This is a genomic window from Pseudomonas sp. 10(2024) (genome assembly GCF_045164175.1).
Taxonomy (GTDB): domain Bacteria; phylum Pseudomonadota; class Gammaproteobacteria; order Pseudomonadales; family Pseudomonadaceae; genus Aquipseudomonas; species Aquipseudomonas alloputida.
In genome coordinates, this window is record NZ_CP174006.1 from 147,129 (window position 1) to 169,628 (window position 22,500).

At 61.6% G+C, this 22,500-nt stretch carries 1 protein-coding gene (cut by a window edge); it reads left to right on the plus strand.

The genetic code is table 11. The features are described from left to right. On the plus strand, positions 1 to 22,500 hold the 5' portion of the coding sequence (locus ACI7M0_RS00680; RefSeq protein ID WP_405314543.1) for an immunoglobulin-like domain-containing protein. The gene runs 4,719 nt beyond the window's last position; 22,500 of the gene's 27,219 nt are visible here — the first part of the coding sequence; it begins with the start codon at positions 1 to 3; its stop codon lies off the right edge, out of view.

The window sequence follows — 22,500 nt, forward strand, 5'->3', positions numbered from 1 at the left end:
ATGAGCAGCGTTGTAGCCATCGTCAAAAGCATTGTCGGCCAGGTTATTGCGGTATCCCCAGAGGGCATCCGGCGTGTACTTATCGAAGGTGACCGCCTGTTGGCCGGTGAGGAAGTGCTCACCGGTCCGGGTGGCGCAGTTACTTTGGAGCTGGCTGATGGCCGACTGCTCGATCTTGGACGTGACAGCCAATGGAGCGCCGATGCGCCTGACAGTAGCACCGACCTGAGCCAGGCGGCAGCCCAGGCCGCGCCTTCGGTGGAAGAGCTGCAGCAGGCAATTGCTGCTGGTGTTGACCCGACTACTGAGCTTGAAGCTACCGCCGCTGGCCCGTCATCAGCGGGTGGTGGTGCGCTGGGCGGTGGCCACAGCTTCGTGATGCTCGAAGAGACGGCTGGCCGAGTTGACCCGACGGTTGGCTTCCCGACTGACGGGCTGGGCTTTGCGGGCGTACCCGATAACCAAGAAGTGGGCCTGCTGGACACTAACGGCAACAACCTGGTGACCACACCGACGGATACCGCCGTCGCTACTGAGCTGACGCTTGGCGCAACCCCTTCCATCAGTGAAGCGGGTGGCGTAATCGTTTATACCGCCACCGTTGGTCAGGCGCCGACCACCAACCTGGTAATTACTCTGTCCAACGGTGCCGTGATCGTCATTCCGGCTGGGCAGACCAGTGGTAGCGTCAACGTCGCAGTTCCGGCAAACGACACACCCTACATCGACGGGGGCCAGATTTCGGCCACCGTGACAGGTAGTACCGGTGGTGGCGGGCTGACGGTGACATTGCCGCAAACGCCAGCGGTTACCCAAGTGACCGATACAATCGACACTACAACCGCGACCCTGACCGCCTCGCCAAGCGTGACTGAAGGCGGCGTGATCACCTACACCGTGACCCTGAGCAACCCTGCCCAGACGCCTGTAACCGTGACCCTGTCCAACGGCCAGGTCATCACCGTTGAAGCCGGCAAAACCCAGGGCAGCGTTGATTTCCAGACCCCGGCCAATGACGTCTACAACAACGGTTCGACTGTCAGCGTCACCATCGAGAACGCCACGGGCGGTAATTTCGAGCAACTGACTCCGAATCCGACCCCGGCTCAGACCACGATCAACGACTCGGTCGATGCCACCACCGCGACCCTGACCGCCTCGCCAAGCGTGACCGAAGGCGGCGTGATCACCTACACCGTGACCCTGAGCAATCCTGCTCAGACGCCGGTAACCGTGACCCTGTCCAACGGCCAGATCATCACCGTTGAAGCCGGCAAAACCCAGGGCAGCGTTGATTTCCAGACCCCGGCGAATGACGTCTACAACAACGGTTCGACCGTCAGCGTCACCATCGAGAGCGCCACTGGCGGCAACTTCGAACAGCTGACCCCGAATCCGACCCCGGCTCAGACCACGATCAACGACTCGGTCGATGCCACCACCGCGACCCTGACCGCCTCGCCAAGCGTGACCGAAGGCGGCGTGATCACCTACACCGTGACCCTGAGCAACCCTGCCCAGACGCCTGTAACCGTGACCCTGTCCAACGGCCAGGTCATCACCGTTGAAGCCGGTAAAACCCAGGGCAGCGTTGATTTCCAGACCCCGGCCAATGACGTCTACAACAACGGTTCGACCGTCAGCGTCACCATCGAGAACGCCACGGGTGGCAACTTCGAACAGCTGACCCCGAACCCGACCCCGGCTCAGACCACGATCAACGACTCGGTCGACACCACCACCGCGACCCTGACCGCCTCGCCAAGCGTGACCGAAGGCGGCGTGATCACCTACACCGTGACCCTGAGCAACCCTGCCCAGACGCCTGTAACCGTGACCCTGTCCAACGGCCAGGTCATCACCGTTGAAGCCGGTAAAACCCAGGGCAGCATTGATTTCCAGACCCCGGCCAATGACGTCTACAACAACGGTTCGACTGTCAGCGTCACTATCGAGAACGCCACGGGTGGCAACTTCGAACAGCTGACTCCGAATCCGACCCCGGCTCAGACCACGATCAACGACTCGGTCGATGCCACCACCGCGACCCTGACGGCGAGCCCGTCGGTCACCGAAGGCGGCGTAATCACCTACACCGTGACCCTGAGCAATCCTGCTCAGACGCCGGTAACCGTGACCCTGTCCAACGGCCAAACGATTACCGTTGAAGCGGGTAAAACCCAGGGCAGCGTCGACTTCCAGATCCCGGCCAATGACGTCTACAACAACGGCTCGACCGTCAGCGTCACCATCGAGAGCGCCACGGGCGGCAACTTCGAACAGCTGACTCCGAATCCGACCCCGGCTCAGACCACGATCAACGACTCGGTCGATGCCACCACCGCGACCCTGACGGCGAGCCCGTCGGTCACCGAAGGCGGCGTGATCACCTACACCGTGACCCTGAGCAACCCTGCCCAGACGCCGGTGACCGTGACCCTGTCCAACGGCCAAACGATTATCGTTGAAGCGGGTAAAACCCAGGGCAGCGTCGACTTCCAGACCCCGGCCAATGACGTCTACAACAACGGCTCGACCGTCAGCGTCACCATCGAGAGCGCCACGGGTGGCAACTTCGAACAGCTGACCCCGAATCCGACCCCAGCCTCGACTGTCATCAATGACAGCATCGATACCGTCACCGTAAGCATTGTCAGCAATGGCAATGTGACCGAAGACCAGCAGCCTTCCTTTACTGTGAAAGTGAGCCAGGCGCTGGACCGTCCGTTGACCGTAACCCTGTCGAATGGCGACACCGTGACGATCGAAGCCGGTAAGACCGAAGTCGAATACAAGACCTCGGTTCAGGGCGATGACGTCTATCTTGATGCAGGCTCCATCACGCTCAGTGTTACCGACGCTACAGTTCCGGGTGCCACTTTCGAGAAGCTGGCCTTGGGTGGCCCGGCTACCGTTGAGATCTCGGACACTATCAGTGAAGTGGTGGCCAAACTGACCGCCACCCCTTCGGTCACCGAAGGCGGTGAGATCACTTACACCATCACGCTGACCAACAAAGACGGTCTGCCGATCAACAACCACTCGGAGCTGTACTTCAAGCTGACCGACGGCACCACCGTCGTCGTGGCAGCCAACAGCACCACCGGTTCGGCCACTGCAACCGCCCCGGACAACGTCTATGTGGGCACTAACCAGCCGGTGGTCAATGCCATCGACGCCGTCAGCGGCGCAGATGCGTGGAAGTTTGAAAACCTGAACCTGGACAAGACTCCAGTCAGCACCGAGGTGACTGACGAGCCAGGTACACCAGGCAGCGAAGGCGACATCGTCAAAGTCACCATCACGGCTGATCAGACTTCGGTGGCTGAGAACGTCAAGCCGACCTTCACCGTACACGTCAACCAGCCGCTGGCCCACGACCTAGTCGTGACCCTGAGCAACAACGCCCAGGTCACCATCAAGGCCGGCGAGACCAGCGCGCCGTACACCCACGACGCGCAAGGCGATGACGTCTATCAGGATGCGGGCCAGATCAGTCTGGGCATCAACTCGGCGGTGGACGCCACTGGTGCGACCTTCGAGAACCTGCAACTGGGCGGCAACGCTTCGGTTCAAGTGACCGACACCCTCGACGAAGTGGTGGCCAAGCTGACCGCGACCCCTTCGGTGACCGAAGGCGGTGAGATCACCTACACCATCACCCTGACCAACAAAGATGGTCTGCCGATCAACAACCACTCGGAGCTGTACTTCAAGCTGACCGACGGCACCACTGTCGTCGTGGCAGCCAATAGCACCACCGGTTCGGCCACTGCAACCGCCCCGGACAACGTCTATGTCGGCACTAACGCGCCGGTGGTCAATGCCATCGACGCGGTCAGCGGCGCAGATGCGTGGAAGTTTGAAAACCTGAACCTGGACAAGACTCCAGTCAGCACCGAGGTGACCGACGAGCCAGGCACCCCAGGCAGCGAAGGCGACATCGTCAAGGTCACCATCACGGCCGACCAGACTTCGGTAGCCGAGAACGTTAAACCGACCTTCACTGTGCACGTCAACCAGCCGCTGGCCCACGACCTGGTCGTGACCCTGAGCAACAACGCCCAGGTCACCATCAAGGCCGGCGAAACCAGCGCGCCGTACACTCACGACGCGCAGGGCGATGACGTCTATCAGGATGCGGGCCAGATCAGCCTGGGCATCAACTCGGCGGTGGACGCCACTGGTGCTGCGTTCGAGAACCTTGAGCTGGGCGGTGCTGCTTCGGTTCAAGTCAACGACACCCTCGACGAAGTGGTGGCCAAGCTGACCGCGACCCCTTCGGTCACCGAAGGCGGCGAGATCACCTACACCATCACCCTGACCAACAAAGACGGCTTGCCGATCAACAACCACTCGGAGCTGTACTTCAAGCTGACCGACGGCACCACCGTCGTCGTGGCAGCCAACAGCACGACCGGTTCGGCGACTGTAGCCGCCCCGGACAACGTCTATGTCGGCACCAACGCGCCGGTGGTCAATGCCATCGACGCCGTCAGCGGCGCAGATGCGTGGAAGTTCGAAAACCTGAACCTGGACAAGACTCCAGTCAGCACCGAGGTGACCGACGAGCCAGGCACCCCAGGCAGCGAAGGCGACATCGTCAAGGTCACCATCACGGCCGACCAGACCTCGGTAGCCGAGAACGTCAAACCGACCTTCACCGTGCACGTCAACCAGCCGCTGGCCCACGATCTGGTCGTGACCCTGAGCAACAATGCCCAGGTCACCATTAAGGCCGGCGAAACCAGCGCGCCGTACACCCACGACGCGCAAGGCGATGACGTCTATCAGGATGCGGGCCAGATCAGCCTGGGCATCACGTCCGCTGTGGATGTAGACGGTCACACCTTCGAGAACCTGCAACTGGGCGGCAACGCTTCGGTTCAAGTCACCGACACCCTCGACGAAGTCGTGGCCAAGCTGACCGCGACCCCGTCGGTCACTGAAGGCGGCGAGATCACCTACACCATCACCCTGACCAACAAAGACGGCTTGCCGATCAACAACCACTCGGAGCTGTACTTCAAGCTGACCGACGGCACCACCGTCGTCGTGGCAGCGAACAGCACCACCGGTTCGGCCACTGCAACTGCCCCGGACAACGTCTATGTCGGCACTAACGCGCCGGTGGTCAATGCCATCGACGCGGTCAGCGGCGCGGATGCGTGGAAGTTTGAAAACCTGAACCTGGACAAGACCCCAGTCAGCACTACCGTCACTGACGAGCCAGGCACACCAGGTAACGAAGGCGATATCGTCAAGGTCACCATCACCGCCGACCAGACTTCGGTGGCCGAGAACGTCAAACCGACGTTCACCGTACACATCAACACCGCCTTGGCCCACGACCTGGTCGTGACCCTGAGCAACAATGCTCAGGTCACCATCAAGGCCGGCGAAACCAGCGCGCCGTACACCCACGACGCACAGGGCGATGACGTCTATCAGGATGCGGGCCAGATCAGCCTGGGCATCACGTCCGCTGTGGATGTAGACGGTCACACCTTCGAGAACCTGCAACTGGGCGGCAACGCTTCGGTTCAAGTCACCGACACCCTCGACGAAGTCGTGGCCAAGCTGACCGCGACCCCGTCGGTCACTGAAGGCGGCGAGATCACCTACACCATCACCCTGACCAACAAAGACGGCTTGCCGATCAACAACCACTCGGAGCTGTACTTCAAGCTGACCGACGGCACCACCGTCGTCGTGGCAGCCAACAGCACGACCGGTTCGGCGACTGTAGCCGCCCCGGACAACGTCTATGTCGGCACTAACGCGCCGGTGGTCAATGCCATCGACGCGGTCAGCGGCGCGGATGCGTGGAAGTTTGAAAACCTGAACCTGGACAAGACCCCAGTCAGCACTACCGTCACTGACGAGCCAGGCACACCAGGTAACGAAGGCGATATCGTCAAGGTCACCATCACCGCCGACCAGACTTCGGTGGCCGAGAACGTCAAACCGACGTTCACCGTACACATCAACACCGCCTTGGCCCACGACCTGGTCGTGACCCTGAGCAACAATGCTCAGGTCACCATCAAGGCCGGCGAAACCAGCGCGCCGTACACCCACGACGCACAGGGCGATGACGTCTATCAGGATGCGGGCCAGATCAGCCTGGGCATCACGTCCGCTGTGGATGTAGACGGTCACACCTTCGAGAACCTGCAACTGGGCGGCAACGCTTCGGTTCAAGTCACCGACACCCTCGACGAAGTCGTGGCCAAGCTGACCGCGACCCCGTCGGTCACTGAAGGCGGCGAGATCACCTACACCATCACCCTGACCAACAAAGACGGCTTGCCGATCAACAACCACTCGGAGCTGTACTTCAAGCTGACCGACGGCACCACCGTCGTCGTGGCAGCGAACAGCACCACCGGTTCGGCCACTGCAACTGCCCCGGACAACGTCTATGTCGGCACTAACGCGCCGGTGGTCAATGCCATCGACGCGGTCAGCGGCGCGGATGCGTGGAAGTTTGAAAACCTGAACCTGGACAAGACCCCAGTCAGCACTACCGTCACTGACGAGCCAGGCACACCAGGTAACGAAGGCGATATCGTCAAGGTCACCATCACCGCCGACCAGACTTCGGTGGCCGAGAACGTCAAACCGACGTTCACCGTACACATCAACACCGCCTTGGCCCACGACCTGGTCGTGACCCTGAGCAACAATGCTCAGGTCACCATCAAGGCCGGCGAAACCAGCGCGCCGTACACCCACGACGCACAGGGCGATGACGTCTATCAGGATGCGGGCCAGATCAGCCTGGGCATCACGTCCGCTGTGGATGTAGACGGTCACACCTTCGAGAACCTGCAACTGGGCGGCAACGCTTCGGTTCAAGTCACCGACACCCTCGACGAAGTCGTGGCCAAGCTGACCGCGACCCCGTCGGTCACTGAAGGCGGCGAGATCACCTACACCATCACCCTGACCAACAAAGACGGCTTGCCGATCAACAACCACTCGGAGCTGTACTTCAAGCTGACCGACGGCACCACTGTCGTCGTGGCAGCCAATAGCACCACCGGTTCGGCCACTGCAACCGCCCCGGACAACGTCTATGTCGGCACTAACGCGCCGGTGGTCAATGCCATCGACGCGGTCAGCGGCGCAGATGCGTGGAAGTTTGAAAACCTGAACCTGGACAAGACCCCAGTCAGCACTACCGTCACTGACGAGCCAGGCACACCAGGTAACGAAGGCGATATCGTCAAGGTCACCATCACCGCCGACCAGACTTCGGTGGCCGAGAACGTCAAACCGACGTTCACCGTACACATCAACACCGCCTTGGCCCACGACCTGGTCGTGACCCTGAGCAACAATGCTCAGGTCACCATCAAGGCCGGCGAAACCAGCGCGCCGTACACTCACGACGCGCAGGGCGATGACGTCTATCAGGATGCGGGCCAGATCAGCCTGGGCATCAACTCGGCGGTGGACGCCACTGGTGCTGCGTTCGAGAACCTTGAGCTGGGCGGTGCTGCTTCGGTTCAAGTCACCGACACCCTCGACGAAGTCGTGGCCAAGCTGACCGCGACCCCTTCGGTCACCGAAGGCGGCGAGATCACCTACACCATCACCCTGACCAACAAAGACGGCTTGCCGATCAACAACCACTCGGAGCTGTACTTCAAGCTGACCGACGGCACTACTGTCGTCGTGGCAGCCAATAGCACCACCGGTTCGGCCACTGCAACCGCCCCGGACAACGTCTATGTCGGCACTAACGCGCCGGTGGTCAATGCCATCGACGCGGTCAGCGGCGCAGATGCGTGGAAGTTTGAAAACCTGAACCTGGACAAGACCCCGGTCAGCACCGAGGTCACCGACGAGCCAGGTACGCCAGGCAACGAAGGCGATATCGTCAAGGTCACCATCACGGCCGACCAGACTTCGGTAGCCGAGAACGTTAAACCGACCTTCACTGTGCACGTCAACCAGCCGCTGGCCCACGACCTGGTCGTGACCCTGAGCAACAATGCTCAGGTCACCATCAAGGCTGGTGAGACCAGCGCGCCGTACACCCACGATGCGCAAGGCGATGACGTCTATCAGGATGCTGGCCAGATCAGCCTGGGCATCAACTCGGCGGTGGACGCCACCGGCGCTGCGTTCGAGAACCTTGAGCTGGGCGGTGCTGCTTCGGTTCAAGTCACCGACACCCTCGACGAAGTCGTGGCCAAGCTGACCGCGACCCCTTCGGTCACCGAAGGCGGCGAGATCACCTACACCATCACCCTGACCAACAAAGACGGCTTGCCGATCAACAACCACTCGGAGCTGTACTTCAAGCTGACCGACGGCACTACTGTCGTCGTGGCAGCCAATAGCACCACCGGTTCGGCCACTGCAACCGCCCCGGACAACGTCTATGTCGGCACTAACGCGCCGGTGGTCAATGCCATCGACGCGGTCAGCGGCGCAGATGCGTGGAAGTTTGAAAACCTGAACCTGGACAAGACCCCGGTCAGCACCGAGGTCACCGACGAGCCAGGTACGCCAGGCAACGAAGGCGATATCGTCAAGGTCACCATCACGGCCGACCAGACTTCGGTAGCCGAGAACGTTAAACCGACCTTCACTGTGCACGTCAACCAGCCGCTGGCCCACGACCTGGTCGTGACCCTGAGCAACAACGCTCAGGTCACCATCAAGGCCGGCGAAACCAGCGCGCCGTACACTCACGACGCGCAGGGCGATGACGTCTATCAGGATGCGGGCCAGATCAGCCTGGGCATCAACTCGGCGGTGGACGCCACTGGTGCTGCGTTCGAGAACCTTGAGCTGGGCGGTGCTGCTTCGGTTCAAGTCAACGACACCCTCGACGAAGTGGTGGCCAAGCTGACCGCGACCCCTTCGGTCACCGAAGGCGGCGAGATCACCTACACCATCACCCTGACCAACAAAGACGGCTTGCCGATCAACAACCACTCGGAGCTGTACTTCAAGCTGACCGACGGCACTACTGTCGTCGTGGCAGCCAATAGCACCACCGGTTCGGCCACTGCAACCGCCCCGGACAACGTCTATGTCGGCACTAACGCGCCGGTGGTCAATGCCATCGACGCGGTCAGCGGCGCAGATGCGTGGAAGTTTGAAAACCTGAACCTGGACAAGACTCCAGTCAGCACCGAGGTGACCGACGAGCCAGGCACCCCAGGCAGCGAAGGCGACATCGTCAAGGTCACCATCACGGCCGACCAGACTTCGGTAGCCGAGAACGTCAAACCGACCTTCACCGTGCACGTCAACCAGCCGCTGGCCCACGACCTGGTCGTGACCCTGAGCAACAATGCTCAGGTCACCATCAAGGCTGGTGAGACCAGCGCGCCGTACACCCACGATGCGCAAGGCGATGACGTCTATCAGGATGCTGGCCAGATCAGCCTGGGCATCAACTCGGCGGTGGACGCCACCGGCGCTGCGTTCGAGAACCTTGAGTTGGGCGGTGCTGCTTCGGTTCAAGTGACCGACACCCTCGACGAAGTCGTGGCCAAGCTGACCGCGACCCCTTCGGTGACCGAAGGCGGCGAGATCACCTACACCATCACGCTGACCAACAAAGACGGTCTGCCGATCAACAACCACTCGGAGCTGTACTTCAAGCTGACCGACGGCACCACTGTCGTCGTGGCAGCCAACAGCACCACGGGTTCGGCCACTGCAACCGCACCAGACAACGTCTATGTCGGCACTAACCAGCCGGTGGTCAATGCCATCGACGCCGTCAGCGGCGCAGATGCATGGAAGTTCGAAAACCTGAACCTGGACAAGACCCCGGTCAGCACCGAGGTCACCGACGAGCCAGGCACCCCAGGTAGCGAAGGCGATATCGTCAAGGTCACCATCACGGCTGACCAGACTTCGGTGGCCGAGAACGTCAAACCGACCTTCACCGTGCACGTCAACCAGCCGCTGGCCCACGATCTGGTCGTGACCCTGAGCAACAATGCTCAGGTCACCATCAAGGCTGGTGAGACCAGCGCGCCGTACACCCACGATGCGCAAGGCGATGACGTCTATCAGGATGCGGGCCAGATCAGCCTGGGCATCAACTCGGCGGTGGACGCCACTGGTGCGACCTTCGAGAACCTTGAGCTGGGCGGTGCTGCTTCGGTTCAAGTGACCGACACCCTCGACGAAGTCGTGGCCAAGCTGACTGCGACCCCTTCGGTGACCGAAGGCGGTGAGATCACTTACACCATCACGCTGACCAACAAAGACGGTCTGCCGATCAACAACCACTCGGAGCTGTACTTCAAGCTGACCGACGGCACCACTGTCGTCGTGGCAGCCAATAGCACCACCGGTTCGGCCACTGCAACCGCCCCGGACAACGTCTATGTCGGCACTAACGCGCCGGTGGTCAATGCCATCGACGCGGTCAGCGGCGCAGATGCGTGGAAGTTTGAAAACCTGAACCTGGACAAGACTCCAGTCAGCACCGAGGTGACCGACGAGCCAGGCACCCCAGGCAGCGAAGGCGACATCGTCAAGGTCACCATCACGGCCGACCAGACTTCGGTAGCCGAGAACGTCAAACCGACCTTCACCGTGCACGTCAACCAGCCGCTGGCCCACGACCTGGTCGTGACCCTGAGCAACAACGCTCAGGTCACCATCAAGGCTGGCGAAACCAGCGCACCGTACACTCACGACGCGCAGGGCGATGACGTCTATCAGGATGCGGGCCAGATCAGCCTGGGCATCAACTCGGCGGTGGACGCCACTGGTGCGACCTTCGAGAACCTGCAACTGGGCGGCAACGCTTCGGTTCAAGTGACCGACACCCTCGACGAGGTGGTGGCCAAGCTGACCGCGACCCCTTCGGTCACTGAAGGCGGTGAGATCACCTACACCATCACGCTGACCAACAAAGACGGTCTGCCGATCAACAACCACAGTGCATTGACCTTCACGCTGAGCGACGGCAAAACCGTCATCACCGTGCCGGCCAATGGCACCGTGGGCACTGCCACCGTCACTGCCCCGGACAACGTCTACGTCGGCGCTAACGACCCTGTCGTGATGTCGATCGCAACCGTTGGCGGCGCGGACGTCGGCAAGTTCGAGCAACTGACGCTGGACAAGACCCCGGTCAGCACGTCGGTGACCGACGAGCCAGGTACGCCGGGCAACGAAGGCGATCTGGTTAAGGTCACCATCACCGCCGACCAGACCTCGGTGGCCGAGAACGTCAAGCCGACCTTCACCGTACACGTCAACCAGCCGCTGGCTCACGATCTGGTCGTGACCCTGAGCAACAACGCCCAGGTCACCATCAAGGCCGGCGAAACCAGCGCGCCGTACACCCACGCTGCGCAGGGCGATGACGTCTACAACGATGCTGGCCAGATCAGCCTGGGTATCAACTCGGCGGTAGACGCCACTGGTGCGACCTTCGAGAACCTCGAGCTGGGCGGTGCGGCTTCGGTCCAAGTGACCGACACCACCGACGAAGTAGTGGCCAAGTTGACCGCGACCCCTTCGGTGACCGAAGGCGGTGAGATCACTTACACCATCACGCTGACCAACAAAGACGGCTTGCCGATCAATAACCACAGTGCATTGACCTTCACCCTGAGCGACGGCAAAACCGTCATCACCGTGCCGGCTAATGGCACCGTGGGTACTGCCACTGTCACTGCCCCGGACAACGTCTACGTCGGCAGCAACGACCCTGTCGTGATGTCGATCGCTACCGTTGAAGGTGCGGACGTTGGCAAGTTCGAGCAACTGACGCTGGACAAGACGCCGGTCAGCACGTCGGTGACCGACGAGCCAGGTACGCCGGGCAACGAAGGCGATCTGGTTAAGGTCACCATCACCGCCGACCAGACCTCGGTGGCCGAGAACGTCAAACCGACGTTCACCGTGCACATCAACACCGCCCTGGCTCACGACCTGGTCGTGACCCTGAGCAACAATGCCCAGGTCACTATCAAGGCCGGTGAAACCAGTGCGCCGTACACCCACGCTGCGCAGGGCGATGACGTCTACAACGACGCTGGCCAGATCAGCCTGGGCATCACGTCCGCTGTGGATGTAGACGGTCGTACCTTCGAAAACCTGGAGCTGGGCGGTGCTGCGAAGGTGGATGTCACTGACACCACCGACGAAGTGGTGGCCAAGCTGACCGCCACCCCTTCGGTCACCGAAGGCGGCGAGATCACCTACACCATCACGCTGACCAACAAAGACGGCCTGCCGATCAACAACCACAGTGCCTTGACCTTCACGCTGAGCGACGGCAAAACCGTCATCACCGTGCCGGCCAATGGCACCGTGGGCACTGCCACTGTCACTGCCCCGGACAACGTCTACGTCGGTACCAACGACCCTGTCGTGATGTCGATCGCAACCGTTGGAGGCGCGGATGTCGGTAAGTTCGAGCAACTGACACTGGACAAAACCCCGGTCAGCACTACCGTCACCGACGAGCCTGGCACCCCAGGCAACCCGGGCGGCAGCAACGAAGGCGATCTGGTCAAGGTCACCATCACGGCCGACCAGACCTCGGTAGCCGAGAACGTCAAACCGACCTTCACCGTCCACGTCAACACCGCCCTGGCCCACGACCTGGTCGTGACCCTGAGCAACAATGCCCAGGTCACTATCAAGGCCGGTGAAACCAGCGCGCCGTACACCCACGCTGCGCAGGGCGATGACGTCTACAACGACGCTGGCCAGATCAGCCTGGGCATCACGTCCGCTGTGGATGTAGACGGTCGTACCTTCGAAAACCTGGAGCTGGGCGGTGCTGCGAAGGTGGATGTCACTGACACCACCGACGAAGTGGTGGCCAAGCTGACCGCCACCCCTTCGGTCACCGAAGGCGGCGAGATCACCTACACCATCACGCTGACCAACAAAGATGGTCTGCCAATCAACAACCACAGTGCCTTGACCTTCACGCTGAGCGACGGCAAAACCGTCATCACCGTGCCGGCCAATGGCACCGTGGGCACTGCCACTGTCACTGCCCCGGACAACGTCTACGTCGGTACCAACGACCCTGTCGTGATGTCGATCGCAACCGTTGGAGGCGCGGATGTCGGTAAGTTCGAGCAACTGACACTGGACAAAACCCCGGTCAGCACTACCGTCACCGACGAGCCTGGCACCCCAGGCAACCCGGGCGGCAGCAACGAAGGCGATCTGGTCAAGGTCACCATCACGGCCGACCAGACCTCGGTAGCCGAGAACGTCAAACCGACCTTCACCGTCCACGTCAACACCGCCCTGGCCCACGACCTGGTCGTGACCCTGAGCAACAATGCCCAGGTCACTATCAAGGCCGGTGAAACCAGCGCGCCGTACACCCACGCTGCGCAGGGCGATGACGTCTACAACGACGCTGGCCAGATCAGCCTGGGCATCACGTCCGCTGTGGATGTAGACGGTCGTACCTTCGAAAACCTGGAGCTGGGCGGTGCTGCGAAGGTGGATGTCACTGACACCACCGACGAAGTGGTGGCCAAGCTGACCGCCACCCCTTCGGTCACCGAAGGCGGCGAGATCACCTACACCATCACGCTGACCAACAAAGATGGTCTGCCAATCAACAACCACAGTGCCTTGACCTTCACGCTGAGCGACGGCAAAACCGTCATCACCGTGCCGGCCAATGGCACCGTGGGCACTGCCACTGTCACTGCCCCGGACAACGTCTACGTCGGTACCAACGACCCTGTCGTGATGTCGATCGCAACCGTTGAAGGCGCTGATGTCGGCAAGTTCGAGCAACTGACACTCGACAAAACCCCGGTCAGCACTACCGTGACCGACGAGCCTGGCACCCCAGGCAACCCGGGCGGCAGCAACGAAGGCGACCTGGTCAAGGTCACTATTACTGCCGACCAGACCTCGGTGGCCGAGAACGTCAAGCCGACCTTCACCGTGCACGTTAACCAGCCGCTGGCCCACGACCTGGTCGTGACCCTGAGCAACAACGCTCAGGTCACCATCAAGGCTGGCGACACCAGCGCGCCGTACACCCACGCTGCGCAGGGTGATGACGTTTACAACGACGCTGGCCAGATCAGCCTGGGCATCACGTCCGCTGTGGATGTCGACGGTCGCACCTTCGAAAACCTGGAGCTGGGCGGTGCCGCTTCGGTCCAAGTGACCGACACCACCGACGAAGTGGTGGCCAAGCTGACTGCTACCCCTTCGGTCACCGAAGGCGGCGAGATCACCTACACCATCACGCTGACCAACCAAGACGGTCTGCCAATCAACAACCACAGTGCCTTGACCTTCACGCTGAGCGACGGCAAAACCGTCATCACCGTGCCGGCCAATGGCACCGTGGGCACTGCCACTGTCACTGCCCCGGACAACGTCTACGTCGGTACCAACGACCCTGTCGTGATGTCGATCGCAACCGTTGAAGGCGCTGATGTCGGCAAGTTCGAGCAACTGACACTCGACAAAACCCCGGTCAGCACTACCGTGACCGACGAGCCTGGCACCCCAGGCAACCCGGGCGGCAGCAACGAAGGCGACCTGGTCAAGGTCACTATTACTGCCGACCAGACCTCGGTGGCCGAGAACGTCAAGCCGACCTTCACCGTGCACGTTAACCAGCCGCTGGCCCACGACCTGGTCGTGACCCTGAGCAACAACGCTCAGGTCACCATCAAGGCTGGCGACACCAGCGCGCCGTACACCCACGCTGCGCAGGGTGATGACGTTTACAACGACGCTGGCCAGATCAGCCTGGGCATCACGTCCGCTGTGGATGTCGACGGTCGCACCTTCGAAAACCTGGAGCTGGGCGGTGCCGCTTCGGTCCAAGTGACCGACACCACCGACGAAGTGGTGGCCAAGCTGACTGCTACCCCTTCGGTCACCGAAGGCGGCGAGATCACCTACACCATCACGCTGACCAACCAAGACGGTCTGCCAATCAACAACCACAGTGCCTTGACCTTCACGCTGAGCGACGGCAAAACCGTCATCACCGTGCCGGCCAATGGCACCGTGGGCACTGCCACTGTCACTGCCCCGGACAACGTCTACGTCGGTACCAACGACCCTGTCGTGATGTCGATCGCAACCGTTGAAGGCGCTGATGTCGGCAAGTTCGAGCAACTGACACTCGACAAAACCCCGGTCAGCACTACCGTGACCGACGAGCCTGGCACCCCAGGCAACCCGGGCGGCAGCAACGAAGGCGACCTGGTCAAGGTCACTATTACTGCCGACCAGACCTCGGTGGCCGAGAACGTCAAGCCGACCTTCACCGTGCACGTTAACCAGCCGCTGGCCCACGACCTGGTCGTGACCCTGAGCAACAACGCTCAGGTCACCATCAAGGCTGGCGACACCAGCGCGCCGTACACCCACGCTGCGCAGGGTGATGACGTTTACAACGACGCTGGCCAGATCAGCCTGGGCATCACGTCCGCTGTGGATGTCGACGGTCGCACCTTCGAAAACCTGGAGCTGGGCGGTGCCGCTTCGGTCCAAGTGACCGACACCACCGACGAAGTGGTGGCCAAGCTGACTGCTACCCCTTCGGTCACCGAAGGCGGCGAGATCACCTACACCATCACGCTGACCAACCAAGACGGTCTGCCAATCAACAACCACAGTGCCTTGACCTTCACGCTGAGCGACGGCAAAACCGTCATCACCGTGCCGGCCAATGGCACCGTGGGCACTGCCACTGTCACTGCCCCGGACAACGTCTACGTCGGTACCAACGACCCTGTCGTGATGTCGATCGCAACCGTTGAAGGCGCTGATGTCGGCAAGTTCGAGCAACTGACACTCGACAAAACCCCGGTCAGCACTACCGTGACCGACGAGCCTGGCACCCCAGGCAACCCGGGCGGCAGCAACGAAGGCGACCTGGTCAAGGTCACTATTACTGCCGACCAGACCTCGGTGGCCGAGAACGTCAAGCCGACCTTCACCGTGCACGTTAACCAGCCGCTGGCCCACGACCTGGTCGTGACCCTGAGCAACAACGCTCAGGTCACCATCAAGGCTGGCGACACCAGCGCGCCGTACACCCACGCTGCGCAGGGCGATGACGTCTACAACGACGCTGGCCAGATCAGCCTGGGCATCACGTCCGCTGTGGATGTAGACGGTCGTACCTTCGAAAACCTGGAGCTGGGCGGTGCTGCGAAGGTGGATGTCACTGACACCACCGACGAAGTGGTGGCCAAGCTGACCGCCACCCCTTCGGTCACCGAAGGCGGCGAGATCACCTACACCATCACGCTGACCAACAAAGACGGCCTGCCGATCAACAACCACAGTGCCTTGACCTTCACGCTGAGCGACGGCAAAACCGTCATCACCGTGCCGGCCAATGGCACCGTGGGCACTGCCACTGTCACTGCCCCGGACAACGTCTACGTCGGTACCAACGACCCTGTCGTGATGTCGATCGCAACCGTTGGAGGCGCGGATGTCGGTAAGTTCGAGCAACTGACACTGGACAAAACCCCGGTCAGCACTACCGTCACCGACGAGCCTGGCACCCCAGGCAACCCGGGCGGCAGCAACGAAGGCGATCTGGTCAAGGTCACCATCACGGCCGACCAGACCTCGGTAGCCGAGAACGTCAAACCGACCTTCACCGTCCACGTCAACACCGCCCTGGCCCACGACCTGGTCGTGACCCTGAGCAACAATGCCCAGGTCACTATCAAGGCCGGTGAAACCAGCGCGCCGTACACCCACGCTGCGCAGGGCGATGACGTCTACAACGACGCTGGCCAGATCAGCCTGGGCATCACGTCCGCTGTGGATGTAGACGGTCGTACCTTCGAAAACCTGGAGCTGGGCGGTGCTGCGAAGGTGGATGTCACTGACACCACCGACGAAGTGGTGGCCAAGCTGACCGCCACCCCTTCGGTCACCGAAGGCGGCGAGATCACCTACACCATCACGCTGACCAACAAAGATGGTCTGCCAATCAACAACCACAGTGCCTTGACCTTCACGCTGAGCGACGGCAAAACCGTCATCACCGTGCCGGCCAATGGCACCGTGGGCACTGCCACTGTCACTGCCCCGGACAACGTCTACGTCGGTACCAACGACCCTGTCGTGATGTCGATCGCAACCGTTGAAGGCGCTGATGTCGGCAAGTTCGAGCAACTGACACTCGACAAAACCCCGGTCAGCACTACCGTGACCGACGAGCCTGGCACCCCAGGCAACCCGGGCGGCAGCAACGAAGGCGACCTGGTCAAGGTCACTATTACTGCCGACCAGACCTCGGTGGCCGAGAACGTCAAGCCGACCTTCACCGTGCACGTTAACCAGCCGCTGGCCCACGACCTGGTCGTGACCCTGAGCAACAACGCTCAGGTCACCATCAAGGCTGGCGACACCAGCGCGCCGTACACCCACGCTGCGCAGGGTGATGACGTTTACAACGACGCTGGCCAGATCAGCCTGGGCATCACGTCCGCTGTGGATGTCGACGGTCGCACCTTCGAAAACCTGGAGCTGGGCGGTGCCGCTTCGGTCCAAGTGACCGACACCACCGACGAAGTGGTGGCCAAGCTGACTGCTACCCCTTCGGTCACCGAAGGCGGCGAGATCACCTACACCATCACGCTGACCAACCAAGACGGTCTGCCAATCAACAACCACAGTGCCTTGACCTTCACGCTGAGCGACGGCAAAACCGTCATCACCGTGCCGGCCAATGGCACCGTGGGCACTGCCACTGTCACTGCCCCGGACAACGTCTACGTCGGTACCAACGACCCTGTCGTGATGTCGATCGCAACCGTTGAAGGCGCTGATGTCGGCAAGTTCGAGCAACTGACACTCGACAAAACCCCGGTCAGCACTACCGTGACCGACGAGCCTGGCACCCCAGGCAACCCGGGCGGCAGCAACGAAGGCGACCTGGTCAAGGTCACTATTACTGCCGACCAGACCTCGGTGGCCGAGAACGTCAAGCCGACCTTCACCGTGCACGTTAACCAGCCGCTGGCCCACGACCTGGTCGTGACCCTGAGCAACAACGCTCAGGTCACCATCAAGGCTGGCGACACCAGCGCGCCGTACACCCACGCTGCGCAGGGTGATGACGTTTACAACGACGCTGGCCAGATCAGCCTGGGCATCACGTCCGCTGTGGATGTCGACGGTCGCACCTTCGAAAACCTGGAGCTGGGCGGTGCCGCTTCGGTCCAAGTGACCGACACCACCGACGAAGTGGTGGCCAAGCTGACTGCTACCCCTTCGGTCACCGAAGGCGGCGAGATCACCTACACCATCACGCTGACCAACCAAGACGGTCTGCCAATCAACAACCACAGTGCCTTGACCTTCACGCTGAGCGACGGCAAGACCGTCATCACCGTGCCGGCCAACGGCACCGTGGGCACTGCGACCGTGGCCGCTCCGGATAACGTCTACGTCGGTAGCAACGACCCTGTCGTGATGTCGATCGCTACCGTTGAAGGTGCGGACGTTGGCAAGTTCGAGCAACTGACGCTGGACAAGACGCCGGTCAGCACGTCGGTGACCGACGAGCCAGGTACGCCGGGCAACGAAGGCGATCTGGTTAAGGTCACCATCACCGCCGACCAGACCTCGGTGGCCGAGAACGTCAAACCGACGTTCACCGTGCACATCAACACCGCCCTGGCTCACGACCTGGTCGTGACCCTGAGCAACAATGCCCAGGTCACTATCAAGGCCGGTGAAACCAGTGCGCCGTACACCCACGCTGCGCAGGGCGATGACGTCTACAACGACGCTGGCCAGATCAGCCTGGGCATCACGTCCGCTGTGGATGTAGACGGTCGTACCTTCGAAAACCTGGAGCTGGGCGGTGCTGCGAAGGTGGATGTCACTGACACCACCGACGAAGTGGTGGCCAAGCTGACCGCCACCCCTTCGGTCACCGAAGGCGGCGAGATCACCTACACCATCACGCTGACCAACCAAGACGGTCTGCCAATCAACAACCACAGTGCCTTGACCTTCACGCTGAGCGACGGCAAGACCGTCATCACCGTGCCGGCCAACGGCACCGTGGGCACTGCGACCGTGGCCGCTCCGGATAACGTCTACGTCGGTAGCAACGACCCTGTCGTGATGTCGATCGCTACCGTTGAAGGTGCGGACGTTGGCAAGTTCGAGCAACTGACGCTGGACAAGACGCCGGTCAGCACGTCGGTGACCGACGAGCCAGGTACGCCGGGCAACGAAGGCGATCTGGTTAAGGTCACCATCACCGCCGACCAGACCTCGGTGGCCGAGAACGTCAAACCGACGTTCACCGTGCACATCAACACCGCCCTGGCTCACGACCTGGTCGTGACCCTGAGCAACAATGCCCAGGTCACTATCAAGGCCGGTGAAACCAGTGCGCCGTACACCCACGCTGCGCAGGGCGATGACGTCTACAACGACGCTGGCCAGATCAGCCTGGGCATCACGTCCGCTGTGGATGTAGACGGTCGTACCTTCGAAAACCTGGAGCTGGGCGGTGCTGCGAAGGTGGATGTCACTGACACCACCGACGAAGTGGTGGCCAAGCTGACCGCCACCCCTTCGGTCACCGAAGGCGGCGAGATCACCTACACCATCACGCTGACCAACAAAGACGGCCTGCCGATCAACAACCACAGTGCCTTGACCTTCACGCTGAGCGACGGCAAAACCGTCATCACCGTGCCGGCCAATGGCACCGTGGGCACTGCCACTGTCACTGCCCCGGACAACGTCTACGTCGGTACCAACGACCCTGTCGTGATGTCGATCGCAACCGTTGAAGGCGCTGATGTCGGCAAGTTCGAGCAACTGACACTCGACAAAACCCCGGTCAGCACTACCGTGACCGACGAGCCTGGCACCCCAGGCAACCCGGGCGGCAGCAACGAAGGCGACCTGGTCAAGGTCACTATTACTGCCGACCAGACCTCGGTGGCCGAGAACGTCAAGCCGACCTTCACCGTGCACGTTAACCAGCCGCTGGCCCACGACCTGGTCGTGACCCTGAGCAACAACGCTCAGGTCACCATCAAGGCTGGCGACACCAGCGCGCCGTACACCCACGCTGCGCAGGGTGATGACGTTTACAACGACGCTGGCCAGATCAGCCTGGGCATCACGTCCGCTGTGGATGTCGACGGTCGCACCTTCGAAAACCTGGAGCTGGGCGGTGCCGCTTCGGTCCAAGTGACCGACACCACCGACGAAGTGGTGGCCAAGCTGACTGCTACCCCTTCGGTCACCGAAGGCGGCGAGATCACCTACACCATCACCCTGACCAACAAAGACGGTCTGCCGATCAACAACCACAGTGCATTGACCTTCACACTGAGCGACGGCAAAACCGTCATCACCGTGCCGGCCAACGGTACCGTGGGTACTGCTACCGTCACTGCCCCGGACAACGTCTACGTCGGTACCAACGACCCTGTCGTGATGTCGATCGCAACCGTTGAAGGCGCGGATGTCGGCAAGTTCGAGCAACTGGCGCTGGACAAAACCCCGGTCAGCACTACCGTGACCGACGAGCCTGGCACCCCAGGCAACCCGGGCGGCAGCAACGAAGGCGACCTGGTCAAGGTCACCATCACGGCCGATCAGACCTCGGTAGCCGAGAACGTCAAACCGACCTTCACCGTGCACGTCAACCAGCCGCTGGCCCACGACCTGGTCGTGACCCTGAGCAACAACGCTCAGGTCACCATCAAGGCTGGCGAGACCAGCGCGCCGTACACCCACGCTGCGCAAGGCGATGACGTCTACAACGATGCTGGCCAGATCAGCCTGGGCATTAATTCGGCAGTGGACGCCACTGGTGCGACCTTCGAGAACCTGCAACTGGGCGGCAACGCTTCGGTTCAAGTGACCGACACCACTGACGAAGTGGTGGCCAAGCTGACCGCCACCCCTTCGGTCACCGAAGGCGGCGAGATCACCTACACCATCACGCTGACCAACAAAGACGGTCTGCCAATCAACAACCACAGTGCATTGACCTTCACGCTGAGCGACGGCAAAACCGTCATCACCGTGCCGGCTAATGGCACCGTGGGTACTGCCACTGTCACTGCCCCGGACAACGTCTACGTCGGCGCTAACGACCCTGTCGTGAAGTCGATCGCAACCGTTGGAGGCGCTGATGTCGGCAAGTTCGAGCAACTGACGCTGGACAAAGCCCCGGTCAGCACTACCGTGACCGACGAGCCTGGCACCCCAGGCAACCCGGGCGGCAGCAACGAAGGCGACCTGGTCAAGGTCACTATTACTGCTGACCAGACCTCGGTGGCCGAGAACGTCAAGCCGACCTTCACCGTGCACGTCAACCAGCCGCTGGCCCACGACCTGGTCGTGACCCTGAGCAACAACGCCCAGGTCACCATCAAGGCCGGCGAAACCAGCGCGCCGTACACCCACGCTGCGCAGGGCGATGACGTCTACAACGACGCTGGCCAGATCAGCCTGGGCATCAACTCGGCGGTAGACGCCACTGGTGCGACCTTCGAGAACCTGGAGCTGGGCGGTGCCGCGAAGGTGGATGTCACCGACACCACCGACGAAGTGGTGGCCAAGCTGACCGCGACCCCTTCGGTCACCGAAGGCGGCGAGATCACCTACACCATCACGCTGACCAACAAAGACGGTCTGCCGATCAACAACCACAGTGCATTGACCTTCACGCTGAGCGACGGCAAAACCGTCATCACCGTGCCGGCCAACGGCACCGTGGGCACTGCCACCGTCACTGCCCCGGACAACGTCTACGTCGGTAGCAACGACCCTGTGATCAAATCGATCGCAACCGTTGAAGGCGCGGACGTCGGCAAGTTCGAGCAACTGACACTGGACAAGACCCCGGTCAGCACGTCGGTCACCGACGAGCCGGGCACCCCGGGCAACGAAGGCGACCTGGTCAAGGTCACCATCACGGCCGACCAGACCTCGGTGGCCGAGAACGTCAAGCCGACCTTCACCGTCCACGTCAACCAGCCGCTGGCCCACGATCTGGTCGTGACCCTGAGCAACAGCGCTCAGGTCACCATCAAGGCCGGTGAAACCAGCGCGCCGTACACCCACGCTGCGCAAGGCGATGACGTCTACAACGACGCGGGCCAGATCAGCCTGGGCATCACGTCCGCTGTGGATGTAGACGGTCGCACCTTCGAGAACCTGGAGTTGGGCGGTGCTGCGAAGGTGGATGTCACCGACACCACCGACGAAGTAGTGGCGAAGCTGACCGCGACCCCTTCGGTCACCGAAGGCGGCGAGATCACCTACACCATCACGCTGACCAACAAAGACGGTCTGCCGATCGACAAGCACGCGGCGCTGACCTTTACCCTGGACGATGGCAAAACCACCATCACCATCCCGGCTAACGGTACAACCGGCACTGCCACCGTCACTGCCCCGGACAACGTCTACGTCGGTACCAACGACCCTGTGATCAAATCGATCGCAACCGTTGAAGGCGCGGATGTCGGCAAGTTCGAGCAA